The following is a 22,329-nucleotide window of genomic DNA, read 5'->3' as shown; positions in this document are numbered from 1 at the left end:
TTCTTTGATGGCCGCCTGGCAACGTATTGCGTTCCGAGACAAGTATTTGCCGTTCTTAACTATGTGGGGCTAGCGGATGTCGCGGTTTGCCGCAGGGCTCGAATGACTTGGGCGCATGAGCCGCGCTGGCCAATAAAACAATTGCGCTCCGGACCGGTCCTACGACCCGCGCACGAGCAGTTCCAAAGCTCGCAACAGCGAAGCGCTACGGCTTCCGATGTTTCCCGCCGGAGCCGTGGGAGTCATTCGCGTTCGAACTGGATTTCGTGCTGTTGCTGGAGTCGCTGGATGCTTCTGGTTTCCGATGGCGCCCACCCGACGCGGTCGATGATGTCGTGCCGGCGTCGCTGCTCACAACGGTCGTGTCGCTGGCGCGGTGACGCCCGCCTCCGGCTGCGGCGGCATGGTTACCGGGACGGTCAGGCTCGGTGGTCGCGGTGTCTGTATCGCTGGTTTGCGTCGTCGCGCCGTTGTCGTCGACCGCGGTGGTTGTGGCCGCAGTGGGCACTGTTGCGGCGGCGGTCGTCCGGTGCAGGGAAGCCGAGTGCCGTCCGCTGCCGCCGACTCCGGCAGCGGATCCGCCAGTCCCACTGGTCGAGCCTCCACCTCCGGACGGAGCGCTGCCGGCGCCGGCCCCCGGCAGTTGGAACGTGGGCGGGGAGAACGTCGGCAGGGAGAACTCCGGCAATTGGAACTGCGGCAGGGAGAACACCGGTAGAGAGAACTCCGGCAGGTGGAAGTTGTTGAAGTTGATGCCCGGCCCATTGAGGAAAAGCGTTGCGGCTTGCTGATTTAACGATGTCACAAACGAGAAGGGTCCGTTGAGGGCTGTCAAGACGTTGTCGATGCCGAACGAGTTGACCACCATGCTCAACGGAGCCAAGGGGTTGCCGGTCAGACTGATGGTATTGCCGGTGCCAAAGAAGTTGGCTCCTAGGCTCAGCAGGCCGTGAACCAAAATGTTGTTGTTCGCGCCGAAGAGGTTGAGAGCCGAACTGAAATAACTCTGCACCACCGTGGAACCGGCGCCGCCGAAGAAGTTCAGGGCGACACTGCCGATGATGCCCGCCAGGGTGGTTTGTTGTCCGCCGTTGTTGGGCGCGATGCTGATGGCGATGTTGAGACCGCCGATAGTCGTCGTGCTTCCCGGCCCGATTTGCAGGGCCAGATTGCCCAGGCCCGAAGCGCCGGTCGACTGAGCACCGCTGCCGCCGGGCAGACCGATCGCGATGTTGAAGCCACCGAGTGCGGACGTGGTGCCAGGTCCAAGCTGTATTGCGATATTGCCGAGGCCCATCGCGCCAGTCGAGGTTCCTGTCTGCGAGGCGCCGAGGACGAAATTGAGAATTCCTCCCAGCGTCGACGCGGTGCCTGGCCCAAACTGCAGGTTCAACCCAAAAAGGGACGACAGTGTTGCCGCCGTGGCGCCGTCACCGAACGCCCCGCCGAAGGTGAACGCGGCGAGGTTGGTCACGGCGCTCGCGCCGGCGCCGATCGCGATGGCGCCGCCGAACAGGGCATTGCCAGCGTTTGCGGTAGCGCCGGGCCCGATCGCGATGGCCAGGGTGGTCAGGTTGCTTGTGCACCCGTTGCCGTTGCTCAAGCCGAACGCGGAAAAGCACGACGCGTTGGCCGATGGGGCGGCGGTGAATGCTCCTGCGGCAAGCGCGCTGGAGACCAACGCGCCGAGCGCCGCGTTACGTTTTCCCCGAACCCGACCCACCGAAATCCCGTCACTCGAACGTGTCTTTGCTGATTTGGACCGTACCGGACAAGTGCAGGCATCTGACAGTCTTCTTATGGATATATCTGGCGATTCGTTAGCTGACGTATGCGTCAAATTAAGGTGACGTGGCCATAGCTCCGACCCCACCGGTTCACAGTTCGCACCGGCCGGATCATCGGACGTCAGAGGCGACTCGAGGTTGGGATCGTGAAGTGCGATCCGGTTATTTGCCCTTCATCCCGACACTCCTGTGGCGGACCCATCGCAGTGACGCCGGTACTCCCGCTCAGCGAATCGATTCGCCATTTAGATTGAGTGCCCCCGGCAGGATTCGAACCTGCGGCCTTCTGCTCCGGAGGCAGACGCTCTATCCCCTGAGCTACGGGGGCGCACGCACAGCTGCGCCAATGGGCTCAGACAGCCTAACCCATCGAGGTGACTGCTCTGCGCCACCGCCAAGCCCGCCGGATTCGATCCCCGGGTCGCTTCGCTCCCGCCCGCCGGATTCGATCCCCGGGTCGCTTCGCTCCCGCCCGCCGGATTCGATCCCCAGGTCGCTTCGCTCCCGCCCGCCGGATTCGATCCCCGGGTCGCTTCGCTCCCGCCCGCCGGGGCCCGCGATATGGATTCGGGCGCTGACCACGTCAGACCATAGGATGGACCCTCGTGACACCCGCCGACCTCGCCGAGCTGCTCAGGACCACCGCCGCCGCGGTGCTCGCCGAGCATGACCTGGATCCCGCCGCCCTGCCCGCGACGGTGACTGTCGAGCGTCCGCGCAATCCCGAGCACGGCGACTACGCGACGAACCTGGCGCTACAGCTGGGCAAGAAGGTCGGCGCCAACCCCCGCGAGCTGGCCGGCTGGCTGGCCGCCGCGCTCGCCGACGCCGACGGCATCTCCGCCGCCGAGGTCGCCGGCCCCGGCTTCGTGAACCTCCGCATCGAGGCTTCCGCACAGGGTGTCATCGTCACCAACGTCCTCGAGGCGGGCGCCGGCTACGGCAACTCCACCGAGCTCGACGGCACCACCATCAACCTCGAGTTCGTCTCGGCCAATCCGACCGGCCCCATCCACATCGGCGGCACCCGCTGGGCCGCAGTCGGTGACGCCTTGGGCCGGTTGTTGAGCACTCAGGGCGCGGCGGTCACCCGGGAGTACTACTTCAACGACCACGGCGCCCAGATCGACCGGTTCACCAACTCCCTGATCGCCGCGGCGAAGGGCGAGCCCGCGCCGGAGGACGGGTACGCCGGCGACTACATCAAGGACATCGCCGACCAGGTGCTGGCCAAGGTGCCCGATGCGTTGAGCCAGATCGGCGACGAGCAGAAGGAGACCTTCCGCTCGATCGGTGTGGACCTGATGTTCGACCACATCAAGGAGTCACTGCACGAGTTCGGCACCGACTTCGACGTCTACACCCACGAAGACTCGATGCACACCAGCGGGCGCGTCGACGAGGCGATCGCCAAGCTGCGCCAGACCGGCAACATCTACGAGAAAGATGGCGCAACCTGGTTGCGCACAACGGAATTCGGCGACGACAAAGACCGGGTAGTGATCAAGAGTGACGGCCAGCCCGCATACATCGCCGGCGACCTGGCCTACTATCTGGACAAGCGCCAGCGCGGATTCGACTTGTGCATCTACATGCTCGGCGCCGACCACCACGGTTACATCGCACGGCTCAAGGCCGCCGCGGCCGCACTCGGCGACGACCCGGACACCGTTGAGGTCCTGATCGGCCAGATGGTCAACCTCGTACGCGACGGCCAACCGGTCCGGATGAGCAAGCGGGCCGGGACCGTCATCACCCTCGACGATCTGGTCGATGCCATCGGCGTGGACGCCGCCCGCTACTCGCTGACCCGCTCGTCGGTGGACACCCCGATCGACATCGACCTTGCACTCTGGTCGTCGGCGTCCAACGAAAACCCGGTCTACTACGTTCAATACGCGCATGCGCGGCTCTCGGCGCTGGCCCGTAACGCCGCCGATCTGGGCCTGACTCCCGACACCGCCCACCTGGAACTGCTCACCCATGACAAAGAGGGCGCGCTGATCCGCAACCTCGGTGAGTTCACCCGGGTGCTCAAGGCTGGTGCCTCGCTGCGCGAACCGCACCGGGTGTGCCGCTACCTCGAAGACCTGGCCGGCGACTACCACCGGTTCTACGACTCGTGCCGGGTGCTGCCCATGGGCGATGAAGAGCCCGGCGATCTGCATCGTGCGCGGCTGGCCTTGTGTGCGGCCACCCGCCAGGTGATCGCCAACGGTCTGAACATCCTCGGCGTCTCGGCACCGGAGCGGATGTGAACGTTCACCCCGCGGGGCCGCGCCATGCCGACGAGATCCATCACGGCGGCGCGCCCCAGCAACCGCAGACCGCCGCTGACGTATTGTCGCTAGCGCCGAATGTGTGGCCGCGCAACCTCATTCGTCAAGAGAGCGGCGAGGTGTCGATCGCCGGTGTGACGGTGACCGGGCTGGCCGCCGAGTATGGCACGCCGCTGTTCGTGATCGATGAAGACGACTTCCGCGGGCGATGCCGTGAGATCGCCGCGGCGTTCGGCGGCGGCCACAACGTGCACTACGCGAGTAAAGCGTTTCTGTGCACCGAGATTGCCCGCTGGGTCGACCAGGAAGGCCTCTCGCTGGATGTCGCCAGCGGTGGCGAGCTCGCCGTCGCCCTGCATGCAAAGTTCCCGGCCGAGCGAATCGCATTGCACGGCAACAACAAATCCGTCGACGAGCTCACGACTGCGGTCAAGGCGGGCGTCGGCCACATCGTGCTGGACTCGATGACCGAGATCGAGCGACTCGACACCATCGCCGGCGATGCCGGTGTGGTGCAGGACGTCTTGCTTCGGGTCACCGTCGGTGTCGAGGCGCACACCCACGAGTTCATCGCGACCGCCCACGAGGACCAGAAGTTCGGATTGTCGCTGGCCAGCGGTGCTGCCATGGACGCCGTGCGGCGGGTGTTCGCCACCGATCACCTGCGTCTGGTCGGCCTGCACAGCCACATCGGCTCGCAGATCTTCGACGTGGCGGGCTTCGAGCTGGCCGCCCACCGGGTCATCGGACTGCTACGCGACGTGGTCGCCGAGTTCGGGGTGGACAAGACGGCGCAGATGTCGATCGTCGACCTCGGCGGTGGGCTCGGCATTTCCTATCTGTCCCAAGACGATCCGCCCCCGATCGCCGACTTGGCCGGCAAGCTCGAAGCGATCGTGCGCAGCGAGTCGGCGGCCGTCGGCCTGCCCGCGCCCCGCCTGGTTGTCGAGCCCGGACGGGCGATCGCCGGGCCGGGCACCGTGACGCTCTACGAGGTCGGCACGGTCAAAGACGTCGCAATCGGCTCCGGTACCTCGCGCCGCTACGTCAGCGTCGACGGCGGAATGAGCGACAACATCCGCCCGGCGCTCTACGGCGCCGAGTACGACGTCCGGCTTGTCTCGCGGGTCACCGACGCAGCGCCGACTCTGGCCCGGATTGTTGGAAAGCATTGCGAGAGTGGCGACATCATCGTCCGCGATGCGTGGCTGCCACAAGACGTGACACCCGGCGATCTGTTGGCGGTGGCCGCCACCGGCGCCTACTGCTATTCGATGTCCAGTCGATACAACCTGATCGGCCGCCCCGCGGTGGTGGCCGTGCGCGACGGGCGGGCTCGCCTGATCCTGCGCCGGGAGACCGTCGACGATCTGCTGAGTTTGGAAGTGAGGTAGGAACCAATGACGGAAAAAGCAATAGGCGTAGCGGTATTGGGCCTGGGAAATGTCGGCAGTGAGGTTGCCCGGATCATCGAGGAGAGCGCGCCGGATCTGGCGGCGCGCATCGGTGCTCCGCTCGAGCTGCGCGGCGTGGCGGTCCGCCGGGTCGCCGGAAACCGCGGTCTGCCGGTGGAGCTGCTCACCGACAATGTCGAGGAGCTGGTCTCCCGCGAGGACGTCGACATCGTCGTCGAGGTGATGGGTCCTGTCGAACCGGCCCGCAAGGCCATCCTGACCGCGCTCGAGGGCGGCAAGTCGGTGGTGACCGCCAACAAGGCGCTGCTGGCCCAATCCACCGGCGAGTTGGCCCAGGCGGCCGAACGGGCCCACGTGGACCTGTATTTCGAAGCCGCCGTCGCCGGTGCGATCCCGGTGATCCGGCCGCTCACCCAGTCGCTGGCCGGCGACACCGTGCTTCGGGTGGCGGGCATCGTCAACGGCACCACCAATTACATCTTGTCCGAAATGGCCTCCACCGGGGCCGATTACGACTCCGCGCTGGCCGACGCGAGCGCGCTGGGATACGCCGAGGCCGACCCGACCGCCGACGTCGAGGGTTATGACGCTGCGGCCAAGGCCGCGATCCTGGCCTCGATCGCGTTCCATACCCGGGTCACCGCCGACGATGTCTATCGCGAGGGCATCACCAAGATCACCCCGGAGGACTTCGAATCGGCCAAGGCGCTCGGGTGCACCATCAAGCTGCTGTCGATCTGTGAACGTGTCACGGGAGACGATGGCCAGCAACGGGTTTCGGCTCGTGTCTATCCCGCGCTGGTCCCGCTGAGTCATCCGCTGGCCAACGTCAACGGGGCATTCAATGCCGTCGTTGTGGAGGCCGAGGCGGCCGGACGGTTGATGTTCTACGGCCAGGGTGCCGGCGGCGCGCCGACCGCGTCGGCGGTGATGGGCGATCTGGTGATGGCCGCGCGCAACCGGGTGCAGGGCGGCCGCGGGCCGCGCGAATCCAAGTACGCGCAGCTGCCGATCGCGCCGATGGGCATCATCCAGACTCGGTACTACGTCAGCATGACCGTCACCGACCGCCCCGGTGTGTTGTCCTCGGTTGCAGCCGAATTCGCCAAGCGCGAGGTCAGTATCGCCGAGGTGCGCCAGGAGAGTATGGCCGACGAGGGTGCTCGCATCGTCGTGGTGACTCACCGGGCCACTGACGCGGCGTTGTCCGAGACTGTTGCCGCACTGGCGGATCACGACGCTGTCCAGGAAGTCAACAGCGTGCTGCGTCTGGAGGGAACCAGCGAATGAGCTCAATCAAGGCATCTCCCGTACACACCCCGTGGCGCGGACTGATCGAGGCCTACCGCGATCGGCTGCCGGTCGGTGCGGATTGGACCCCGGTGACCCTCCTCGAGGGTGGCACCCCGCTCATCAGCGCTCCGCGACTCTCTGAAAAGACCGGCTGCACAGTTCATTTGAAGGTCGAGGGTCTCAACCCCACCGGCTCCTTCAAAGACCGCGGCATGACGATGGCGGTGACCGACGCCGTCGCACGCGGCCAGAAGGCCGTGTTGTGCGCCTCGACCGGTAACACCTCTGCGTCGGCGGCCGCCTACGCCGCCCGGGCCGGCATCACCTGCGCCGTGCTGATCCCGCAGGGCAAGATCGCGATGGGCAAGCTGGCCCAGGCAGTCATGCACGGCGCCAAGATCATTCAGATCGACGGCAACTTCGACGACTGCCTCGAGCTGGCCCGCAAGCTCACCAACGACTACCAGACCATCGCGCTGGTCAACAGCGTGAACCCGGTGCGCATCGAGGGGCAGAAGACCGCGGCCTTCGAGATCGTCGACGCGCTCGGCATCGCCCCTGACGTGCACTCGCTGCCGGTCGGAAACGCCGGCAACATCACCGCGTATTGGAAGGGCTACCGCGAATACCACCGCGACGGGCTGTCCGAGCGGCTGCCCCGCATGCTGGGCACGCAGGCCGCAGGCGCGGCGCCGCTGGTAACGGGTCAGCCGGTCAGCAATCCGGAAACCATCGCCACCGCGATCCGCATCGGTTCGCCGGCGTCCTGGGACGGTGCCGTGACGGCGCAGCAGGAGTCCGGCGGCCGGTTCCTGGCTGCCACCGACGAGGAGATCCTGGCCGCGTATCACCTGGTCGCCCAGTTGGAAGGTGTCTTCGTCGAGCCGGCGTCGGCGGCCAGCATTGCCGGCCTGCTCAAGTCCGTGGAAGACGGTTGGGTCAAGCCCGGCTCTTCGGTGGTGTGCACCGTGACCGGCAACGGTCTGAAGGACCCCGATACCGCGCTGCGCGGCATGCCCACGGTGAAGCCGCTGCCGGTCGACCCAGGCGCTGTCGTCGCTGAGCTGGGCCTGGTCTGAGAGACGGACCGCGGTGACCCTGACTCTGCCTGCCGGCCTGACCTCGCACGCCACCGTTGCGGCGTCCAGCGCCAACCTCGGCCCGGGCTTCGACAGCCTGGGCCTGGCGCTGGGCCTCTACGACGAGATTTCGGTCGAGACCACCGACGCCGGGCTGATCATCGAGGTCGACGGCGAGGGCGCCGGGCAGGTGCCGCAGACCGCAGAGCATCTGGTGGTTCGGGCGCTGCACCGGGGATTGGCGGCCGGCGGCGCCGGCGCCCCCGGACTCGTCGTGCGGTGCCGCAACGCCATCCCGCACTCGCGCGGGCTCGGGTCGTCGGCCGCGGCCGTCGTCGGAGGCCTGGCAGCCGCGAATGGCCTTCTGACACAAGCGGATTTGGAACCGCTGACCGACGCGCAGCTGATCCAGCTGTCTTCGGAATTCGAGGGTCACCCCGACAACGCGGCGGCCGCGGTGCTGGGTGGGGCAGTGGTGTCGTGGACCGACGCCCGCACGACGCCCACGACGTATGCGGCGGCCCCCCTGCGGCTGCATCCCGATATCCACGTGTTCCCGGGAATCCCGCAGGTGAAGTCGTCGACCGCGGAGACCCGGGTGCTGCTGCCCGACCATGTCAGCCATGTCGACGCCCGCTTCAACCTCAGCCGCGCGGCGTTGCTGGTGGTTGCGCTCACCGAGCGCCCGGACTTGCTGATGGTGGCGACCGAGGACGTCCTGCATCAGCCGCAACGGGGTCCGGCCATGCCCGCTTCGGCGGAATACATCCAGGTGTTGCGGCGTTGTGGAGTGCCAGCGGTGCTTTCCGGCGCTGGTCCGGCCGTTCTGGCCCTCACGACCAGCGCAGAACTGCCGGCCGAGGCCGTCGAGTTCGGCACCGCGAAGGGGTTCACCGTCAGCGAGATGGGCGTCGGCGAAGCAGTTCGCTGGAGCTCAGGAGTCGCGGTCAGACCCTGAGTTGCGCACACGCCGGTGGGTGGTTTCTTGCTTTCCGGCCGTCAAGGGGGATATCCTCGGTCCCGTCCCGGCAATCGCAGCGACTGTTCCTGCGCCGACACTAGGACGACCACCAATTTCTCTCGTGTTCAACTCGTGGACTGACGACGGTTCGCCATGTAGCCGCGAATCCCGGCGATCACCGTTTGACACACAGACGATGGTGAGACTTCGCATTCAGCGAATCGGCTGAATGCCAGAACCCCTCGCCCCCACGAAGACGGCGAGGGAAGAAAGGAAATCCGTGACCGATACGGACCTGATCACGGCTGCAGAACGCGCCCCGCAGACGGAGGCGCCCGCCGTGACCGCAGATTCCCCCTCGGCGCCTGATTCTCAGCCGGACACCGCCTCGCAGGCCAGCCCCAGTGGCCCGACCGGCTCGCTTTCGACGATGGTCCTGCCCGAGCTTCGTGCCCTGGCCAACCGAGTTGGCGTCAAGGGAACCTCCGGAATGCGCAAGAGCGATCTGATCGCCGCCATCAAGGAGCACCAGAACGGCGGCGGCAACGGCGGCAATGCCGCACCTCGCGGCGACGACAACGCCGACAAGGCGCCAGCGGAGCAGCCGGCCGAGGCCCGCGACAACACCGCGGACACCGCCGAAACCGGTGGTGGCGAGCCGCGTCGTCGTGAGCGCCGGACCGCCACCCGCGAGGCCGGCGCTGCCGGTTCCGACAGCGCTGAGCAGCCGAAGTCCCAGGACAATCGTCCCGAGCAGGGCGAGAAGAAGGCTGAGAACAAGGCCGACAACCGCGAGTCCGGTGACCAGGGCGGCCAGAACCAGGGCAACCAGCAGAATCAGAACCGCGGCAACAACCAGAACCGCGATCAGAACCAGAACCGCGATCAGAACCAGAACCGCGACAACGACGATGACGACGGCGACGGCCGCCAGGGCCGCCGCGGCCGCCGATTCCGCGACCGCAGGCGCCGTGGTGAGCGCGCCGGTGGCGAAGGCGGCGGCAACGATGCCGAGCTGCGCGAGGACGACGTCGTCCAGCCGGTCGCCGGCATCCTCGACGTGCTCGACAACTACGCGTTCGTCCGCACGTCGGGCTACCTGGCCGGGCCGAACGACGTCTACGTCTCGATGAACATGGTCCGCAAGAACGGCCTGCGCCGCGGCGACGCCGTCACCGGTGCCGTGCGCGTGCCCAAGGACGGCGAGCAGAGCAACCAGCGCCAGAAGTTCAACCCGCTGGTCCGCCTCGACAGCGTCAACGGCGGCCCGGTCGAGGCGGCCAAGAACCGCCCCGACTTCACCAAGATGACCCCGCTGTACCCGAATCAGCGGCTGCGTCTGGAGACCACTTCCGACCGGCTGACGACCCGCGTGATCGATCTGATCATGCCGATCGGCAAGGGCCAGCGCGCCCTGATCGTGTCGCCGCCCAAGGCCGGTAAGACCACGATCATGCAGGACATCGCCAACGCGATCACCCGCAACAACCCGGAGTGCCATCTGATGGTGGTCCTGGTCGACGAGCGTCCTGAAGAGGTCACCGACATGCAGCGCTCGGTCAAGGGTGAGGTCATCGCCTCCACCTTCGACCGCCCGCCGTCAGACCACACCCAGGCCGCCGAGCTGGCCATCGAGCGGGCCAAGCGCCTGGTCGAGCAGGGCAAGGACGTCGTGGTGCTGCTCGACTCGATCACCCGCCTGGGTCGCGCCTACAACAACGCCTCGCCGGCGTCCGGGCGCATCCTGTCCGGTGGTGTGGACTCGACCGCGCTGTATCCGCCCAAGCGGTTCCTGGGCGCGGCCCGCAATATCGAGCACGGCGGCTCGCTGACGATCATCGCGACGGCCATGGTGGAGACCGGTTCGACCGGTGACACCGTGATCTTCGAAGAGTTCAAGGGCACCGGCAACGCCGAGCTCAAGCTCGACCGCAAGATCGCCGAGCGCCGGGTGTTCCCCGCGGTCGACGTCAATCCGTCGGGCACCCGCAAGGACGAGCTGCTGCTGAGCCCCGACGAGTTCGCGATCGTGCACAAGCTGCGCCGTGTGCTGTCCGGGCTGGACTCCCATCAGGCCATCGACCTGTTGATGAGCCAGCTGCGGAAGACCAAGAACAACTACGAGTTCCTGGTTCAGGTGTCCAAGACCGCACCCGGCGGCCCGGCCGGCTCCGGCGACCTCGACTAGTCCGAAATCGCGCGGGCTACGCCCGCAACGCGTCCATCCCGGGCGCGAGCAGACCGTCGAGCGCCGACCACGGCACCGTGATCGTCGGTGTCCCATGGAAGAACTGGTAGTCGGCGAAGTGGATCTCCAGACCGGCCGGGGTCGGGATCCAATTGGCGAAGTTCGCCTCGGTCGGTGCGTTGCCCGGCTCGTCCGGCATCGGTGTCGGCCCCACTCCGGTGACTCCCGGCAGTAGCGCCTTCGTCTGCTCCGAGAGCTTGTTCAGACCGGCCTGCTTGTCGGTGAACAGATCGCCCAGGGTGATCGGCTTGGCGTTCCGCGCGTCGATCACCACCGTGCTGACGAAGCTGCTCGGGTGGGCCGACGGAGTGTGCACGTAGAGGCCGCTGATCAATTCCGACACCGACGCACCGCCGAAGTAGATCTGCGGCTGGGTCTCGAAAGTCCATGTGCCGTCTGGATCGGCGTCGCGTTTGACCGGCTCGAGCTGCCCGGCCGCCGACGCGTGGACCGCACTGTTGAAGGCGCCGGCCACCCGCGGATCACCACCGGTGATGGTGTCGACGACCAGAGTCCAGCGACCTTTACCGTCGGTGGTGGCATCCCCGGCGGTCGACCGGGTGACCGAGTACGTCTGGTTGTTGGCGACCCCGCGAGTAGGTGCGTTGGTCGACGGCGACGCGGTCGCGGATGCCGACGAGCTGACGGCCGCCGTGGTGGCCGTCGTTTTCGCCGACGTGCTCGTCGAACCTCCACACGCGGTGAGCCCGACGGCCAAAGCTGCAACCAAGACCGCCCCCCGGCGGCTGCGTGTGCTCATATGCGACATTGTGTCAGTCGGTCGGCCGGTGCGGCACGCAGATCATGATTGCGCTTGGCGCACAAAGCTTTTCGCTGACGCGCGTTACTCGGCGGCGGGCGCCATGCGAAGACCCGGCAGCACGTAGCGCTGCATGAAGCGCAGCACCGCGGAGTGGTCGTCGGGGTCGAGCGTCTCGCCGGGCACCGTGCCCAGGGTGATCTGGACCCGGGCCACCCACTCGGCAGCCTCGTCGAGATCGGTGTCGGCGTGGATCTCTCCGCGGTCGCGCGCCGCCGCCAGATACGGTTGCCAGAACCGGCCGAGATCAGGCACCAGGCCCTGCACGCCGGCACCGGCGCAGGCGGCGAACTCCTCAGGCTCATCGCGCCGCAGCTGCATCACCAGTGCGCCGGGGGAGTCGTAGGCGCTGCGGCCCAGCCGAACACCGACGGCCAGCTGTTCCTCGAACGCCTCGATCCCGTCGAGCACCTGATGCGACTCGGCCCAGAACGCATCGTTCAGCCGGACGATCGCAGCCCCCAGCAGCGACGCTTTGTCGGGATAGTGCCGATACAGCCAGCCGCGGGACACCCCCGCGGCCTCGGCTACCTCAGAGACCGTGGTCGCTCGGATGCCCTTGGCGCGCAAGCATGATTCGGCGGCATCGACCAGTCGCTCCTGGACGGACTTCGCTGCATGCCTGCTGTCGGCGTCGGCGCTGGTAGCCACCTCGGTGATCCTCCTCGTCTCGACCCGACAGTCCCGATACCGCCATCCTTCCAAACCGGGACTCGGCGGTCGTCCCGTACTCCGGTAGACAGATTTGTCATTCTGTTTACCCTGCGCTTCTATTGTGACGTAAGGCACCGTGGAAAGCGGGATATGACCGAAGAGGGGAGATCCGTGGCCGAGACCGTCCAGCAGCTGCTTCGCGAGCGTCTCGACGAAACCACCCCGGCGGTGAAGTTCGGCGAGCGGGTGTGGACCTGGCGCGAACATCTCGACGAGGCGGCCCGCCAGGCGTCCGCGCTGATCACCCTCGCCGACCCGGACCGGCCGCTGCACGTCGGGACGCTGCTGGGCAACACCCCCGCCATGCTGACCGCCATGGCGGCCGCGGGCCTTGGCGGCTACGTGCTGTGCGGGGTGAACAACACCCGCCGCGGCGCGGCGCTGGCCCGCGACATCGTCAAGGCGGACTGTCAGATTCTGCTCACCGACTCGGCGCATCTCGCGCTGCTCGAGGGCCTGGAGCTACCCGGGGTACGGGTGCTCGACGTCGACTCCGGCGAGTGGTCGGCGCTGCTGGCGCAAGCCGGCGAGCTGACGCCGCACCGCGAGGTCACCGCCACCGACACGTTCATGCTGATCTTCACCTCGGGCACCAGCGGCGAACCCAAGGCCGTCCAGGTCGCCCACATGATGGTGCCGTTCGCCGGCGTCGCACTCGTCGACCGGTTCGAGCTCACCGCCGACGACGTCTGCTACCTGTCGATGCCGCTGTTCCACTCCAACGCCCTGATGGCGGGGTGGGCGGTGGCGCTGAACGCCGGCGCGGCCATGGCGCCCGCGACGTTCTCGGCGTCCGGCCTGCTCGACGACCTGCGCCGCTACGGCGCCACCTACATGAACTACGTCGGCAAGCCGCTCGCCTACGTGCTCGCGACGCCCGAGCGGCACGACGACCACGACAATCCGCTGCGGGTCGCATTCGGCAACGAGGCCACCGACCGCGACATCGCCGAGTTCGGCCGCCGATTCGGCTGCACGGTGTGGGACGGCTTCGGCTCCACCGAGGGTGCGGTCATCATCACTCGCGAGGAGGGCTGCCCGCGCGGCTCGGTCGGGCGCGGGTATCCCGGGGTGGCGATCTACGACCCGGAGACCCGGCAGGAATGTGCGACGGCGGTGTTCGACGAGACCGGTGCGCTGGCCAACCCGGACGAGGCGGTCGGGGAGATCGTCAATACCACCGGCGGCGGCATGTTCGGCGGCTACTACAACGACGGCACCGCCACCGACGACCGCCTGCGGCACGGCATGTACTGGTCCGGTGACCTCGGTTATCGCGACGCCGACGGCTGGATCTACCTGGCCGGCCGGACCGCGGACTGGATGCGTGTCGACGGCGAGAACATGGCCGCCGCACCCATCGAGCGGATCATCCTGCGACTGCCGCAGGTCAGCCAGGTGGCGGTGTACCCGGTGCCCGACGAGCATGTGGGGGACCAGGTGATGGCGGCGATCGTGCTGGCCGACGACGCTGAACTCACCCCCGGCGAGCTCGAGGACTTCCTGGCCCAGCAGTCCGACCTGTCGCCCAAGTCGTGGCCCCGGTACGTCTGGATCGCCGACGAACTGCCGGCCACCGCGACCAACAAGGTGCTCAAGCGCGACCTGGTCACGCAGGGGACGAAGCCGCAGAAGGGTGTCATCTGGACGCGGGCGGCGCGGGGCCGCAGCTACGAAATCGCCTGAGGAATAGGCCAGGGCGATCGCGCGTTTGGGCAGGTGATGGTCCACCTGGCATACTGGACCGTCGACCACCTCAGGTACCGGTTCACGCTCGAATTGCCAGGTAAAAATCGGGCGACCCGGCGACCATCGAATGCAGAGGACACCATGAAAACTGGGATTCATCCCGCCTACAACGAGACCACCGTGGTCTGCGGTTGCGGCAACTCGTTCACCACTCGCAGCACCAAAGACGGCGGCCACATCACGGTCGAGGTGTGCTCGCAGTGCCACCCGTTCTACACCGGCAAGCAGAAGATCCTCGACAGCGGCGGCCGCGTGGCCCGCTTCGAGAAGCGCTACGGAAAGCGCAAGGCTGCCGATACCGCCGAGGCTGCCGACAAGTAGCTGTTTTACCGACGCCCGCTCTGCCGCCATGTGCGCAGGCCGGGCGTCGGTTTGCGTTCGGGCATAGGACACGAGGTAGGAGGTAAGCATGACCCACGCGACAGTCGAGGCCGTGCTGACCGAGCACGCTGACCTCGAACGTCAGATGTCTGACCCGGCACTGCACGCCGATGCGGCCAATGCCCGGCGGGTGGGGCGCCGGTTCGCGCAACTGGCGCCGATCGTCACCACCTACCGCAGGCTGGAAGCCGCCCGCGGCGATCTCGACGCTGCCCGTGAGCTGGCCGCCGAAGACGCGTCCTTCGCGGCCGAGGTTCCCGAGCTGGAGGCCAGGGTCGCCGAACTCGACGCGCACCTGACCGATCTGATGTCGCCGCGCGACCCGCACGATGCCGACGACATCGTGCTCGAGGTGAAATCCGGTGAGGGCGGCGAAGAGTCGGCGTTGTTCGCCGCGGACCTGGCCCGGATGTACATCCGGTACGCCGAGCGCCACGGCTGGACCGTCACCATGCTCGACGAGACCTGGTCCGATCTGGGCGGCTACAAGGATGCGACGCTGTCCATCCGCAGCAAGGGCGACTCCGCCGACGGCGTGTGGTCGCGGATGAAGTTCGAGGGCGGCGTGCACCGGGTGCAGCGGGTACCGGTCACGGAGTCGCAGGGCCGGGTGCACACCTCCGCCGCCGGCGTTCTGGTCTATCCCGAGCCCGAAGATGTCGAAGCAGTCCAGATCGACGAGAACGACTTGCGGATCGACGTCTACCGAAGCTCCGGCAAGGGCGGTCAGGGCGTCAACACCACCGACTCGGCCGTGCGCATCACCCACCTGCCCACCGGCATCGTGGTCACCTGCCAAAACGAGCGGTCCCAGCTGCAGAACAAGGCCCGCGCGATGGTGGTGCTGGCCGCGCGGCTGCAGGCTCTGGCCGAGGAGCAGGCGCAGGCCGACGCTTCAGCCGACCGGGCCAGCCAGATCCGCACTGTCGACCGCAGCGAGCGCATTCGCACCTACAACTTTCCCGAGAACCGCATCGCCGATCACCGGATCAACTTCAAGGCGCACAACCTCGACCAGGTGCTCGACGGCGACCTCGACCCGCTGTTGGACGCCCTGGCCGAGGCCGACAAGCAATCCCGGCTGCAGCAGGCATGAGCCGACTGCGGCAGGCCATCGATGTGGCCACCGCTGCCCTTGCCGAGGCCGGGATCGACTCCGCGCGCATCGACGCCGAACTGCTGGCCGCCCATCTGGCCGGCGCCGACCGTGGCCGGCTGCGCACGATCGACGAGCCCGACGCCGAATTCTTCCGCCGCTTCGACGAGCTGATCGACGCGCGCCGCAGCCGCATTCCACTGCAGCACCTGACCGGCTCGGCGGCGTTCGGTCCACTGGATCTGCAAGTTGGGCCCGGGGTGTTCATTCCGCGCCCGGAGACCGAGGCGCTGCTGGAATGGGCGCTGGCGCAACGGTTGCCCGAACATCCGGTGATCGTCGACCTGTGCACCGGGTCGGGTGCGCTGGCGATTGCGCTGGCCACCGCGCGGCCGCAGGCGCGAGTGATCGCCGTTGACGACGACCCGGCCGCACTGGAGTACGCGCGGCGCAACGCCGAATCGACCGGAATCGAACTCATAGCGGCCGACGTGACTGTTGCCGGGCTACTCCCAGACCTGACCGGTAGCGTCGACCTCGTGGTGTCCAACCCGCCGTACATTCCCCTCGGGGCAGAGCTGGAACCCGAAGTGGCCGACCATGACCCGGCGCACGCCCTGTTCGCGGGCGACGACGGCATGGCCGTGATCGCGCCGATCGCGCGGCTCGCCGGCGGCTGGCTCAAGCCGGGCGGCCTGTTCGCCGTCGAGCATGACGACACCACGTCGCAGGAGACCGTCGAAATCATCGGCGCCACAGACTTTTTCACCGATATCACCCCTCGTCGCGATCTGGCGGGCCGGCCTCGGTTCGTGACGGCGTGCAGGACGTCCAACGCGACGGGAGGTTCGGCGAGGCTGGCCGGAGGTGGCGCGCCCGCGCCGGCGGAGGCCAGGGGAAGCCGGGACCGACCCAACACGAAGGAGCCAGCGTGACCCAGGTGTTCGACTGCGCCGACCCCAATCAGCGTGCCGAGGCGATCGCCGCGGCCGCCGCCGCGGTTAAGAGCAGCCGGCTGGTCGTGATGCCCACCGACACCGTCTACGGCATCGGGGCCGACGCCTTCGACAGCGGCGCCGTCGCGGCGCTGCTGGCCGCGAAGGGCCGCGGCCGCGACATGCCGGTCGGAGTGTTGGTCGGCTCCTGGCACACCATCGAGGGACTGGTGTACTCGGTGCCGCACAGCGCCCGCGAACTGATCCGCGCGTTCTGGCCGGGCGCGCTGAGCCTGGTTGTGCAGCAAGCACCCTCGCTGCAATGGGACCTCGGCGACGCGCGCGGCACCGTCATGCTGCGGATGCCGCTGCATCCGGTGGCAATCGAACTGCTGCGTGAGACGGGGCCGATGGCGGTCTCCAGCGCGAACCTGTCCGGACGACCCCCGGCCACCACCTCCGAGGAAGCGCAGCGCCAACTCGGCGATCTGGTGCAGGTTTACCTCGACGCCGGGCCGTCGCAGGAGCAGGCCGCCTCGACGATCGTCGACCTCACCGGATCCACACCGCGACTGTTGCGGGAGGGGCCGATCAGCGCCGCGGCCATCGCCGAGGTGCTCGGCACCGACGTCGCGTCGCTGACCGCCTGAGCCGCCACAGATCGGTGCAGTACGGTTTTTGCGATGGCCAGCACAACGGAATTCGTAGCGCTGACGCTGGCTGACCGTGGCGCGGGGGTTCCGTTGCGCGAGTTGGCCCTTGTCGGGCTGACCGCCGCGATCATCACCTATTTCGCGACCGGCTGGGTGCGGGTGTTTGCCACCCGGGTCGGTGCGGTGGCCTATCCCCGCGAGCGCGACGTCCACCTCAAGCCCACCCCTCGCATGGGCGGCCTGGCGATGTACGTCGGCGTCGTCGTCGCGGTCTTCCTGGCCTCTCAGCTCCCCGCCCTGGCCCGCGGCTTCATCTACTCCTCCGGCATGCCCGCGGTCGTGGTCGCCGGTGGGCTGATCATGGGTATCGGGCTGATCGACGACCGGTGGGGGCTGGACGCGCTGACCAAGTTCGCCGGCCAGATCACCGCGGCCAGCGTCCTGGTCACCATGGGCGTGGCATGGAGCGTGCTCTACATCCCGCTCGGCGGGGTCGGCACCATCGTGCTGGACCAGGTGTCCTCGATCCTGCTGACGCTGGCGCTGACGGTGTCGATCGTGAACGCGATGAACTTCGTCGACGGCCTCGACGGTCTGGCGGCCGGCCTGGGGCTGATCACGGCGCTGGCCATCTGCATCTTCTCGGTGGGCCTGCTGCGCGACCACGGCGGCGACGTGCTCTTCTACCCGCCCGCGGTGATCTCGGTGGTGCTGGCCGGTGCGTGCCTGGGCTTTCTGCCGCACAACTTCTATCGCGCGAAGATCTTCATGGGTGACTCCGGCTCGATGCTCATCGGGCTGATGCTGGCCGCCGCCTCCACCACTGCGGCCGGCCCGATCTCGCAGAGCGCTTACGGCGCGCGAGACGTCTTCGCCCTGCTTTCGCCGTTCCTGTTGGTCATCGCGGTGATGCTGGTGCCGGCCCTGGACACGTTGCTGGCCATCGTGCGGCGCACCCGTGCCGGCCGCAGCCCGCTGAGCCCGGACAAGATGCACCTGCATCACCGGCTGCTACAGATCGGCCACTCCCATCGCCGCGCGGTGCTGCTGATCTACCTGTGGGTGGGCATCATCGCGTTCGGCGCGGCGGCCACCATCTTCTTCGACCCGCGCTACACCGGAGGGGTCATGCTGGCCGCGATCGTGGTCGCCATCGTGGTCACTCTGGTCCCGCTGTTGCGGCGCCGGGACGACGATTACGAGGGACTTTACGACAGCGAGTAGTAGACGTGTTTTCTGCCATCTACCATGTGGTACGGTGCTGGCAGAACCCAGACGAGACTTGAAGTTGACCTCGCGGGGTTGCCGGCCCGGCCCATCGGAGTAACGCCCGATCGGCGCCGATTTACGACCGACAAAGGGAGCTGCCCCTTGGGTGATTCCAGCGCGCCTGTTGCCCTCCGATACGCTCGGCGGACCAGCACGACGGATCACACGACCGGCTCCCCAGATAGCAAGATTGAGGTGAACCTGTGACGACACCAGCGCAAGATGCGCCGTTGGTGTTTCCGTCCGTTGCCTTCCGGCCCGTTCGGCTCCTTGTTATCTGTGCCGGCCTGACCGCCCTTGCAGTCGTCCTTTCCGCGGTGGCGGGGCACGTCCTGTTCGGGGTGTTCTTCGGTGTCGGTCTGGCCCTCGGCCTTGTCAACGCCGTTCTGGTCCAACGGTCGGTGGAGTCCATCACCGCCGGCGACCACCCGCTCAAGCGCAAGATGGCGCTGAATTCCGCGACGCGGCTGCTGGTGATCACGACGATCGGCCTGGCGATCGCGATCATCTTCCGTCCGCTGGGTCTGGGTGTCCTTTTCGGCCTGGCGTTGTTCCAGGTTCTCTTGGTTTTGACCACCGCGTTGCCGGTGTGGAAGAAGATCCGCACCGGTGGTGAAGACGACGCGGCCGACATCCCGACAGCTGCCGGGGCCACAGACTCCGTAAACGAAGCACCGAAGGATTGACCACGCGATGAGTGAACGAATCCTCGCCGAGGCCGCCATCGAGGTCGGCCACCACGACACCGCCAAGTGGCTGGGTCTGACGGTCAACGTCGACACCATCCTGGCCACGGCGATCGCCGCCGTGATCGTGATCGCGCTGGCCTTCGTGCTGCGGGCCAAGGTCACCTCGACCGGTGTGCCCAGCGGCGTGCAGTTGCTGTGGGAGACGCTGACGACTCAGATGCGCGGCCAGATCGAGTCCGCGATCGGCATGAAGATCGCCCCGTTCGTGCTCCCGCTGGCGGTGGCGCTGTTCATCTTCATCCTGATCGCCAACTGGATCTCGGTGCTACCGGTGCAGTACGGCACCGCCGACGGCGGTACGCACGAGCTGCTCAAGCCGCCGGCCGCGGACATCAACTTCGTGCTGGCGCTCGCGCTGTTCGTGTTCTTCTGCTACCACGCCGCCGGGATCTGGCGCCGCGGTCTGCTCGGCCACCCGGTCAAGCTGTTGAAGGGCCACGTCGCGTTCCTCGCGCCGATCAACCTCGTCGAGGAACTGGCCAAGCCGATCTCGTTGTCGCTCCGACTTTTCGGCAACATCTTCGCCGGCGGCATCATGGTCGCGCTGATCGCGCTGTTCCCGCCGTACATCATGTGGGCGCCCAATGCGATCTGGAAGACGTTCGACTTGTTCGTCGGGCTGATCCAGGCGTTCATCTTCGCGCTACTGACAATCCTGTACTTCAGCCAGTCGATGGAACTGGAAGAAGACCACCACTAATAGACGTGTTCGACCCCCGAACCACCCACTCACCTGGTAGGGCTCCTACCAGCAACCAAGGAGGATAAGGAATGGCAGACCCACAAATCGTCATGGGCGCCCTGATCGGCGGCGGGCTCATCCTGGGCGGCGGCGCCATCGGCGCCGGTATCGGTGACGGCATCGCCGGTAATGCCCTGATTTCCGGCATCGCCCGGCAGCCTGAGGCCCAGGGCCGGCTGTTCACCCCGTTCTTCATCACCGTTGGTCTGGTGGAGGCGGCGTACTTCATCAACCTGGCGTTCATGGCCCTGTTCGTGTTCGCCACGCCTGGCGCTTCCTAGTCAGCATGGGGGAGCACAGCGTCACCCTGTTGGCGGCCGAGGAAGGCGGAACCTCGAACTTCCTCGTCCCCAACGGCACCTTCTTCTTCGTACTCGCGATCTTCCTGATCGTGCTGGGCGTGATCGGCAAGTTCGTCGTGCCGCCGGTCCAGAAGGTGCTCGGTGAGCGCGAGAAGATGGTCGCCAAGACCACCGAGGACAACCGCAAGGCCACCGAGCTGGACGCCGCCGCCGATTCCGACTTCCAGAAGGTGATGGCCGAGGCCCGCACCGAGGCGTCGGGCATCCGCGACGAGGCCCGGGCCGAGGGTCGCAAGATCCTCGAGGAGCACCGGGGCCGCGCCAGCGAGGAGGCCGCGGCCATCCTGCAGCAGGCAGCCGATCAGCTCAAGCAGCAGAGCGACGCCATTTCCGACGACCTGCGGTCGTCGGTGGGCACTCTGTCGGCCACGCTGGCCAGCCGCGTTCTTGGTGTCGAGGTCTCCAGCGAGTCGGCGACTACGGCGCCGGGACGGTAGGACATGTCAACCTTCATCGGACAGCTCATCGGCTTCGCGGTCATCATCGCGATCATCTGGCGGTACGTGGTGCCGCCGCTGAAGAAAATGATGGCCAACCAGAAGGAGGCCGTCCGCACGCAGCTCGATGACAGCGCCAAGGCGACCCAGCGGGTGGCCGACGCCGACAAGCATCACGCCAAGCGCGTCGAAGAAGCCAAGGCCGAGGCCAAGCGGATCGTCGAAGAGGCGCGGACCGATGCCGAGGGCATCGCCGAGCAGCTGCGTGCGCAGGCCGATGTCGAGGTGGAGCGGATCAAAGTCCAGGGCGCACAACAGGTTCAGCTGCTGCGCGCTCAGCTGATCCGCCAGCTGCGCCAAGACCTCGGCAGTGAGTCGGTACGCCGCGCGGGCGAGTTGGTGCGTGCTCACGTCGCCGACTCGCAGGCTCAGTCGGCGACCGTCGACCGGTTCCTCGACGAGCTGGATTCGATGGCTCCGGCTGCCTTCACCCCGGAAGAGGGTTCGGAGCTGCGCTCGGCCAGCCGGGCGGCGCAGTCCGCAGTCGTGGAGAAGTTCGACGAGGTGTCGTCGGGGGAGTCCACCGACGCGTTGTCCACCCTGGCCGACGACCTCGCGGGTGTGACCGGGCTGCTGATCCGCGAACCGATCCTGGCCCGCCATCTGGCCGAGGCCACCGCTGAGGTCGACGCCAAGAAGCGGCTCGTTCATCAGCTGCTGGACGGCAAGGTCGGGGACAACGCCCTGGCGTTGCTGGAGACCGCGGTTTCGGTGCGCTGGTCGCTGACCGAAGATCTGGTCGACGCCGTCGAGCACGTCGCGCGGCTCGCCCTGTTGGTCCGCGCCGAGCGCGACAACCAGGCCGATGAGGTGGAGGAGCAGCTTTTCCGCTTCACCCGCATCCTCGACCAGCAGCCGCGATTGGCCTCGCTGCTCGGCGATTACAGCGCACCGGCGGAAGGCCGGATCGAGCTGTTGCGCAAGGTGCTCGATGACGGCACCGGCGCCAATGAGACAGCTACCGCGCTTCTGACGCAGACCGTCAGCCTGCTTCGCGGCAGCCGTGCCGATGAAGCCGTCCTGGCATTGGCCCGGCTCGCGGTCGCGCGCCGCGGTGAGGTCGTCGCACAGGTGAGTGCGGCCGCCGAGCTCAGCTCGGAGCAGCGCACCCGGTTGACCGACGTCCTGACCCGCATCTACAACCACCCTGTTTCGGTACAGCTGAATGTCGATCCTGAACTGCTGGGCGGCCTTTCGGTCGCTGTCGGCGACGAGGTGATCGACGGGACATTGTCCTCACGTCTGGCTTCAGCTGAGACCAAATTGCCCGATTGATTCGGCTGACAAGTCAGCCGCGAAG

General features: G+C 67.2%; 21 protein-coding genes and 1 tRNA gene. 19 read left to right on the top strand and 3 right to left on the bottom strand.

All coding sequences use genetic code 11. The features are described 5' to 3' along the window. The first annotated feature begins 428 nt into the window (after positions 1-428). Positions 429-791: a hypothetical protein gene (locus AB431_RS31630; RefSeq protein WP_144418340.1), complete on the top strand. Its 363-nt coding sequence runs from the start codon at positions 429-431 to the stop codon at positions 789-791. A 158-nt stretch (positions 792-949) separates the two neighbouring features. Then, positions 950-1,756 (top strand): hypothetical protein, encoded by an 807-nt coding sequence (locus tag AB431_RS31625; RefSeq protein WP_144418339.1) that lies wholly within the window; start codon positions 950-952, stop codon positions 1,754-1,756. Positions 1,757-2,042: 286 nt separating this feature from the next. On the opposite strand, the gene AB431_RS22305 is transcribed toward AB431_RS31625, so the two are convergent. Further along, positions 2,043-2,115: transfer RNA gene (locus tag AB431_RS22305), tRNA-Arg, on the bottom strand. Between the two features lie 277 nt (positions 2,116-2,392). On the opposite strand from AB431_RS22305, the gene argS reads away from it, so the two are divergent. The 6 genes from argS (at position 2,393) to rho (ending at position 11,002) form a co-directional block, all read left to right on the top strand. Continuing rightward, entirely contained in the window at positions 2,393-4,045 is a 1,653-nt protein-coding gene (gene argS, locus AB431_RS22300; protein ID WP_047331773.1) for an arginine--tRNA ligase, read from the top strand. A gap of 35 nt (positions 4,046-4,080) precedes the next feature. Then, a complete protein-coding gene (gene lysA / locus AB431_RS22295) occupies positions 4,081-5,460 on the top strand; it encodes a diaminopimelate decarboxylase (RefSeq protein WP_235435956.1) in 1,380 nt (459 codons plus the stop codon). Positions 5,461-5,466: 6 nt separating this feature from the next. Continuing rightward, on the top strand, positions 5,467-6,771 hold the full coding sequence (locus tag AB431_RS22290) for a homoserine dehydrogenase (RefSeq protein ID WP_047331771.1): 1,305 nt from the start codon (positions 5,467-5,469) through the stop codon (positions 6,769-6,771). Further along, entirely contained in the window at positions 6,768-7,853 is a 1,086-nt protein-coding gene (thrC, locus tag AB431_RS22285; RefSeq protein WP_047331770.1) for a threonine synthase, read from the top strand. The genes AB431_RS22290 and thrC overlap by 4 nt, the downstream gene beginning before the upstream one ends. 13 nt (positions 7,854-7,866) lie before the next feature. Continuing rightward, on the top strand, positions 7,867-8,811 hold the full coding sequence (gene thrB / locus AB431_RS22280; protein ID WP_047331769.1) for a homoserine kinase: 945 nt from the start codon (positions 7,867-7,869) through the stop codon (positions 8,809-8,811). Positions 8,812-9,094: 283 nt separating this feature from the next. Next, a complete protein-coding gene (gene rho / locus AB431_RS22275) occupies positions 9,095-11,002 on the top strand; it encodes a transcription termination factor Rho (protein WP_047331768.1) in 1,908 nt (635 codons plus the stop codon). Between the two features lie 16 nt (positions 11,003-11,018). Here rho and AB431_RS31295 read toward each other — a convergent pair whose 3' ends face one another. Beyond that, a complete protein-coding gene (locus AB431_RS31295; RefSeq protein ID WP_047331767.1) occupies positions 11,019-11,822 on the bottom strand; it encodes an RsiV family protein in 804 nt (267 codons plus the stop codon). Positions 11,823-11,906: 84 nt separating this feature from the next. Continuing rightward, positions 11,907-12,533 carry a TetR/AcrR family transcriptional regulator gene (locus tag AB431_RS22265; protein WP_047331766.1) on the bottom strand — a complete coding sequence of 209 codons (627 nt, stop codon included), beginning with the start codon at positions 12,531-12,533 and terminating at the stop codon, positions 11,907-11,909. Positions 12,534-12,707: 174 nt separating this feature from the next. On the opposite strand from AB431_RS22265, the gene fadD1 reads away from it, so the two are divergent. The 11 genes from fadD1 to AB431_RS22210 all read left to right on the top strand — a co-directional run bounded on the left by fadD1 (position 12,708) and on the right by AB431_RS22210 (position 22,304). Further along, positions 12,708-14,282, top strand: coding sequence for a fatty-acid--CoA ligase FadD1 (fadD1, locus tag AB431_RS22260; protein WP_047331765.1), 1,575 nt, complete (start codon positions 12,708-12,710; stop codon positions 14,280-14,282). A 144-nt stretch (positions 14,283-14,426) separates the two neighbouring features. Further along, positions 14,427-14,666: a 50S ribosomal protein L31 gene (gene rpmE / locus AB431_RS22255; protein WP_047331764.1), complete on the top strand. Its 240-nt coding sequence runs from the start codon at positions 14,427-14,429 to the stop codon at positions 14,664-14,666. Positions 14,667-14,754: 88 nt separating this feature from the next. Beyond that, positions 14,755-15,822, top strand: coding sequence for a peptide chain release factor 1 (gene prfA, locus AB431_RS22250; protein ID WP_047331763.1), 1,068 nt, complete (start codon positions 14,755-14,757; stop codon positions 15,820-15,822). Next, the gene (gene prmC / locus AB431_RS22245) at positions 15,819-16,757 is read left to right on the top strand and encodes a peptide chain release factor N(5)-glutamine methyltransferase (RefSeq protein WP_047331762.1); all 939 of its coding nucleotides are present in this window, start codon (positions 15,819-15,821) and stop codon (positions 16,755-16,757) included. Before prfA ends, prmC begins: the two co-directional genes overlap by 4 nt. Further along, a complete protein-coding gene (locus AB431_RS22240; protein WP_047331761.1) occupies positions 16,754-17,407 on the top strand; it encodes an L-threonylcarbamoyladenylate synthase in 654 nt (217 codons plus the stop codon). Before prmC ends, AB431_RS22240 begins: the two co-directional genes overlap by 4 nt. A gap of 33 nt (positions 17,408-17,440) precedes the next feature. Then, positions 17,441-18,634 (top strand): glycosyltransferase family 4 protein, encoded by a 1,194-nt coding sequence (locus AB431_RS22235; protein ID WP_047331760.1) that lies wholly within the window; start codon positions 17,441-17,443, stop codon positions 18,632-18,634. 248 nt (positions 18,635-18,882) lie between these two features. Then, on the top strand, positions 18,883-19,365 hold the full coding sequence (locus AB431_RS22230) for an ATP synthase subunit I (RefSeq protein ID WP_047331759.1): 483 nt from the start codon (positions 18,883-18,885) through the stop codon (positions 19,363-19,365). A 7-nt stretch (positions 19,366-19,372) separates the two neighbouring features. Beyond that, positions 19,373-20,128, top strand: coding sequence for a F0F1 ATP synthase subunit A (gene atpB / locus AB431_RS22225; RefSeq protein WP_047331758.1), 756 nt, complete (start codon positions 19,373-19,375; stop codon positions 20,126-20,128). Between the two features lie 71 nt (positions 20,129-20,199). Continuing rightward, the gene (locus tag AB431_RS22220) at positions 20,200-20,451 is read left to right on the top strand and encodes a F0F1 ATP synthase subunit C (protein ID WP_036343982.1); all 252 of its coding nucleotides are present in this window, start codon (positions 20,200-20,202) and stop codon (positions 20,449-20,451) included. Positions 20,452-20,456: 5 nt separating this feature from the next. Beyond that, positions 20,457-20,969, top strand: coding sequence for a F0F1 ATP synthase subunit B (locus AB431_RS22215; RefSeq protein WP_047331757.1), 513 nt, complete (start codon positions 20,457-20,459; stop codon positions 20,967-20,969). A 3-nt stretch (positions 20,970-20,972) separates the two neighbouring features. After that, positions 20,973-22,304: a F0F1 ATP synthase subunit B/delta gene (locus AB431_RS22210; protein WP_047331756.1), complete on the top strand. Its 1,332-nt coding sequence runs from the start codon at positions 20,973-20,975 to the stop codon at positions 22,302-22,304. Positions 22,305-22,329: the final 25 nt, after the last annotated feature.

It is taken from the genome of Mycobacterium sp. EPa45 (genome assembly GCF_001021385.1).
GTDB lineage: Bacteria > Actinomycetota > Actinomycetes > Mycobacteriales > Mycobacteriaceae > Mycobacterium.
Note: the sequence above shows the minus strand (reverse complement) of the source record. Positions and strands in the feature narration are given on the sequence as shown.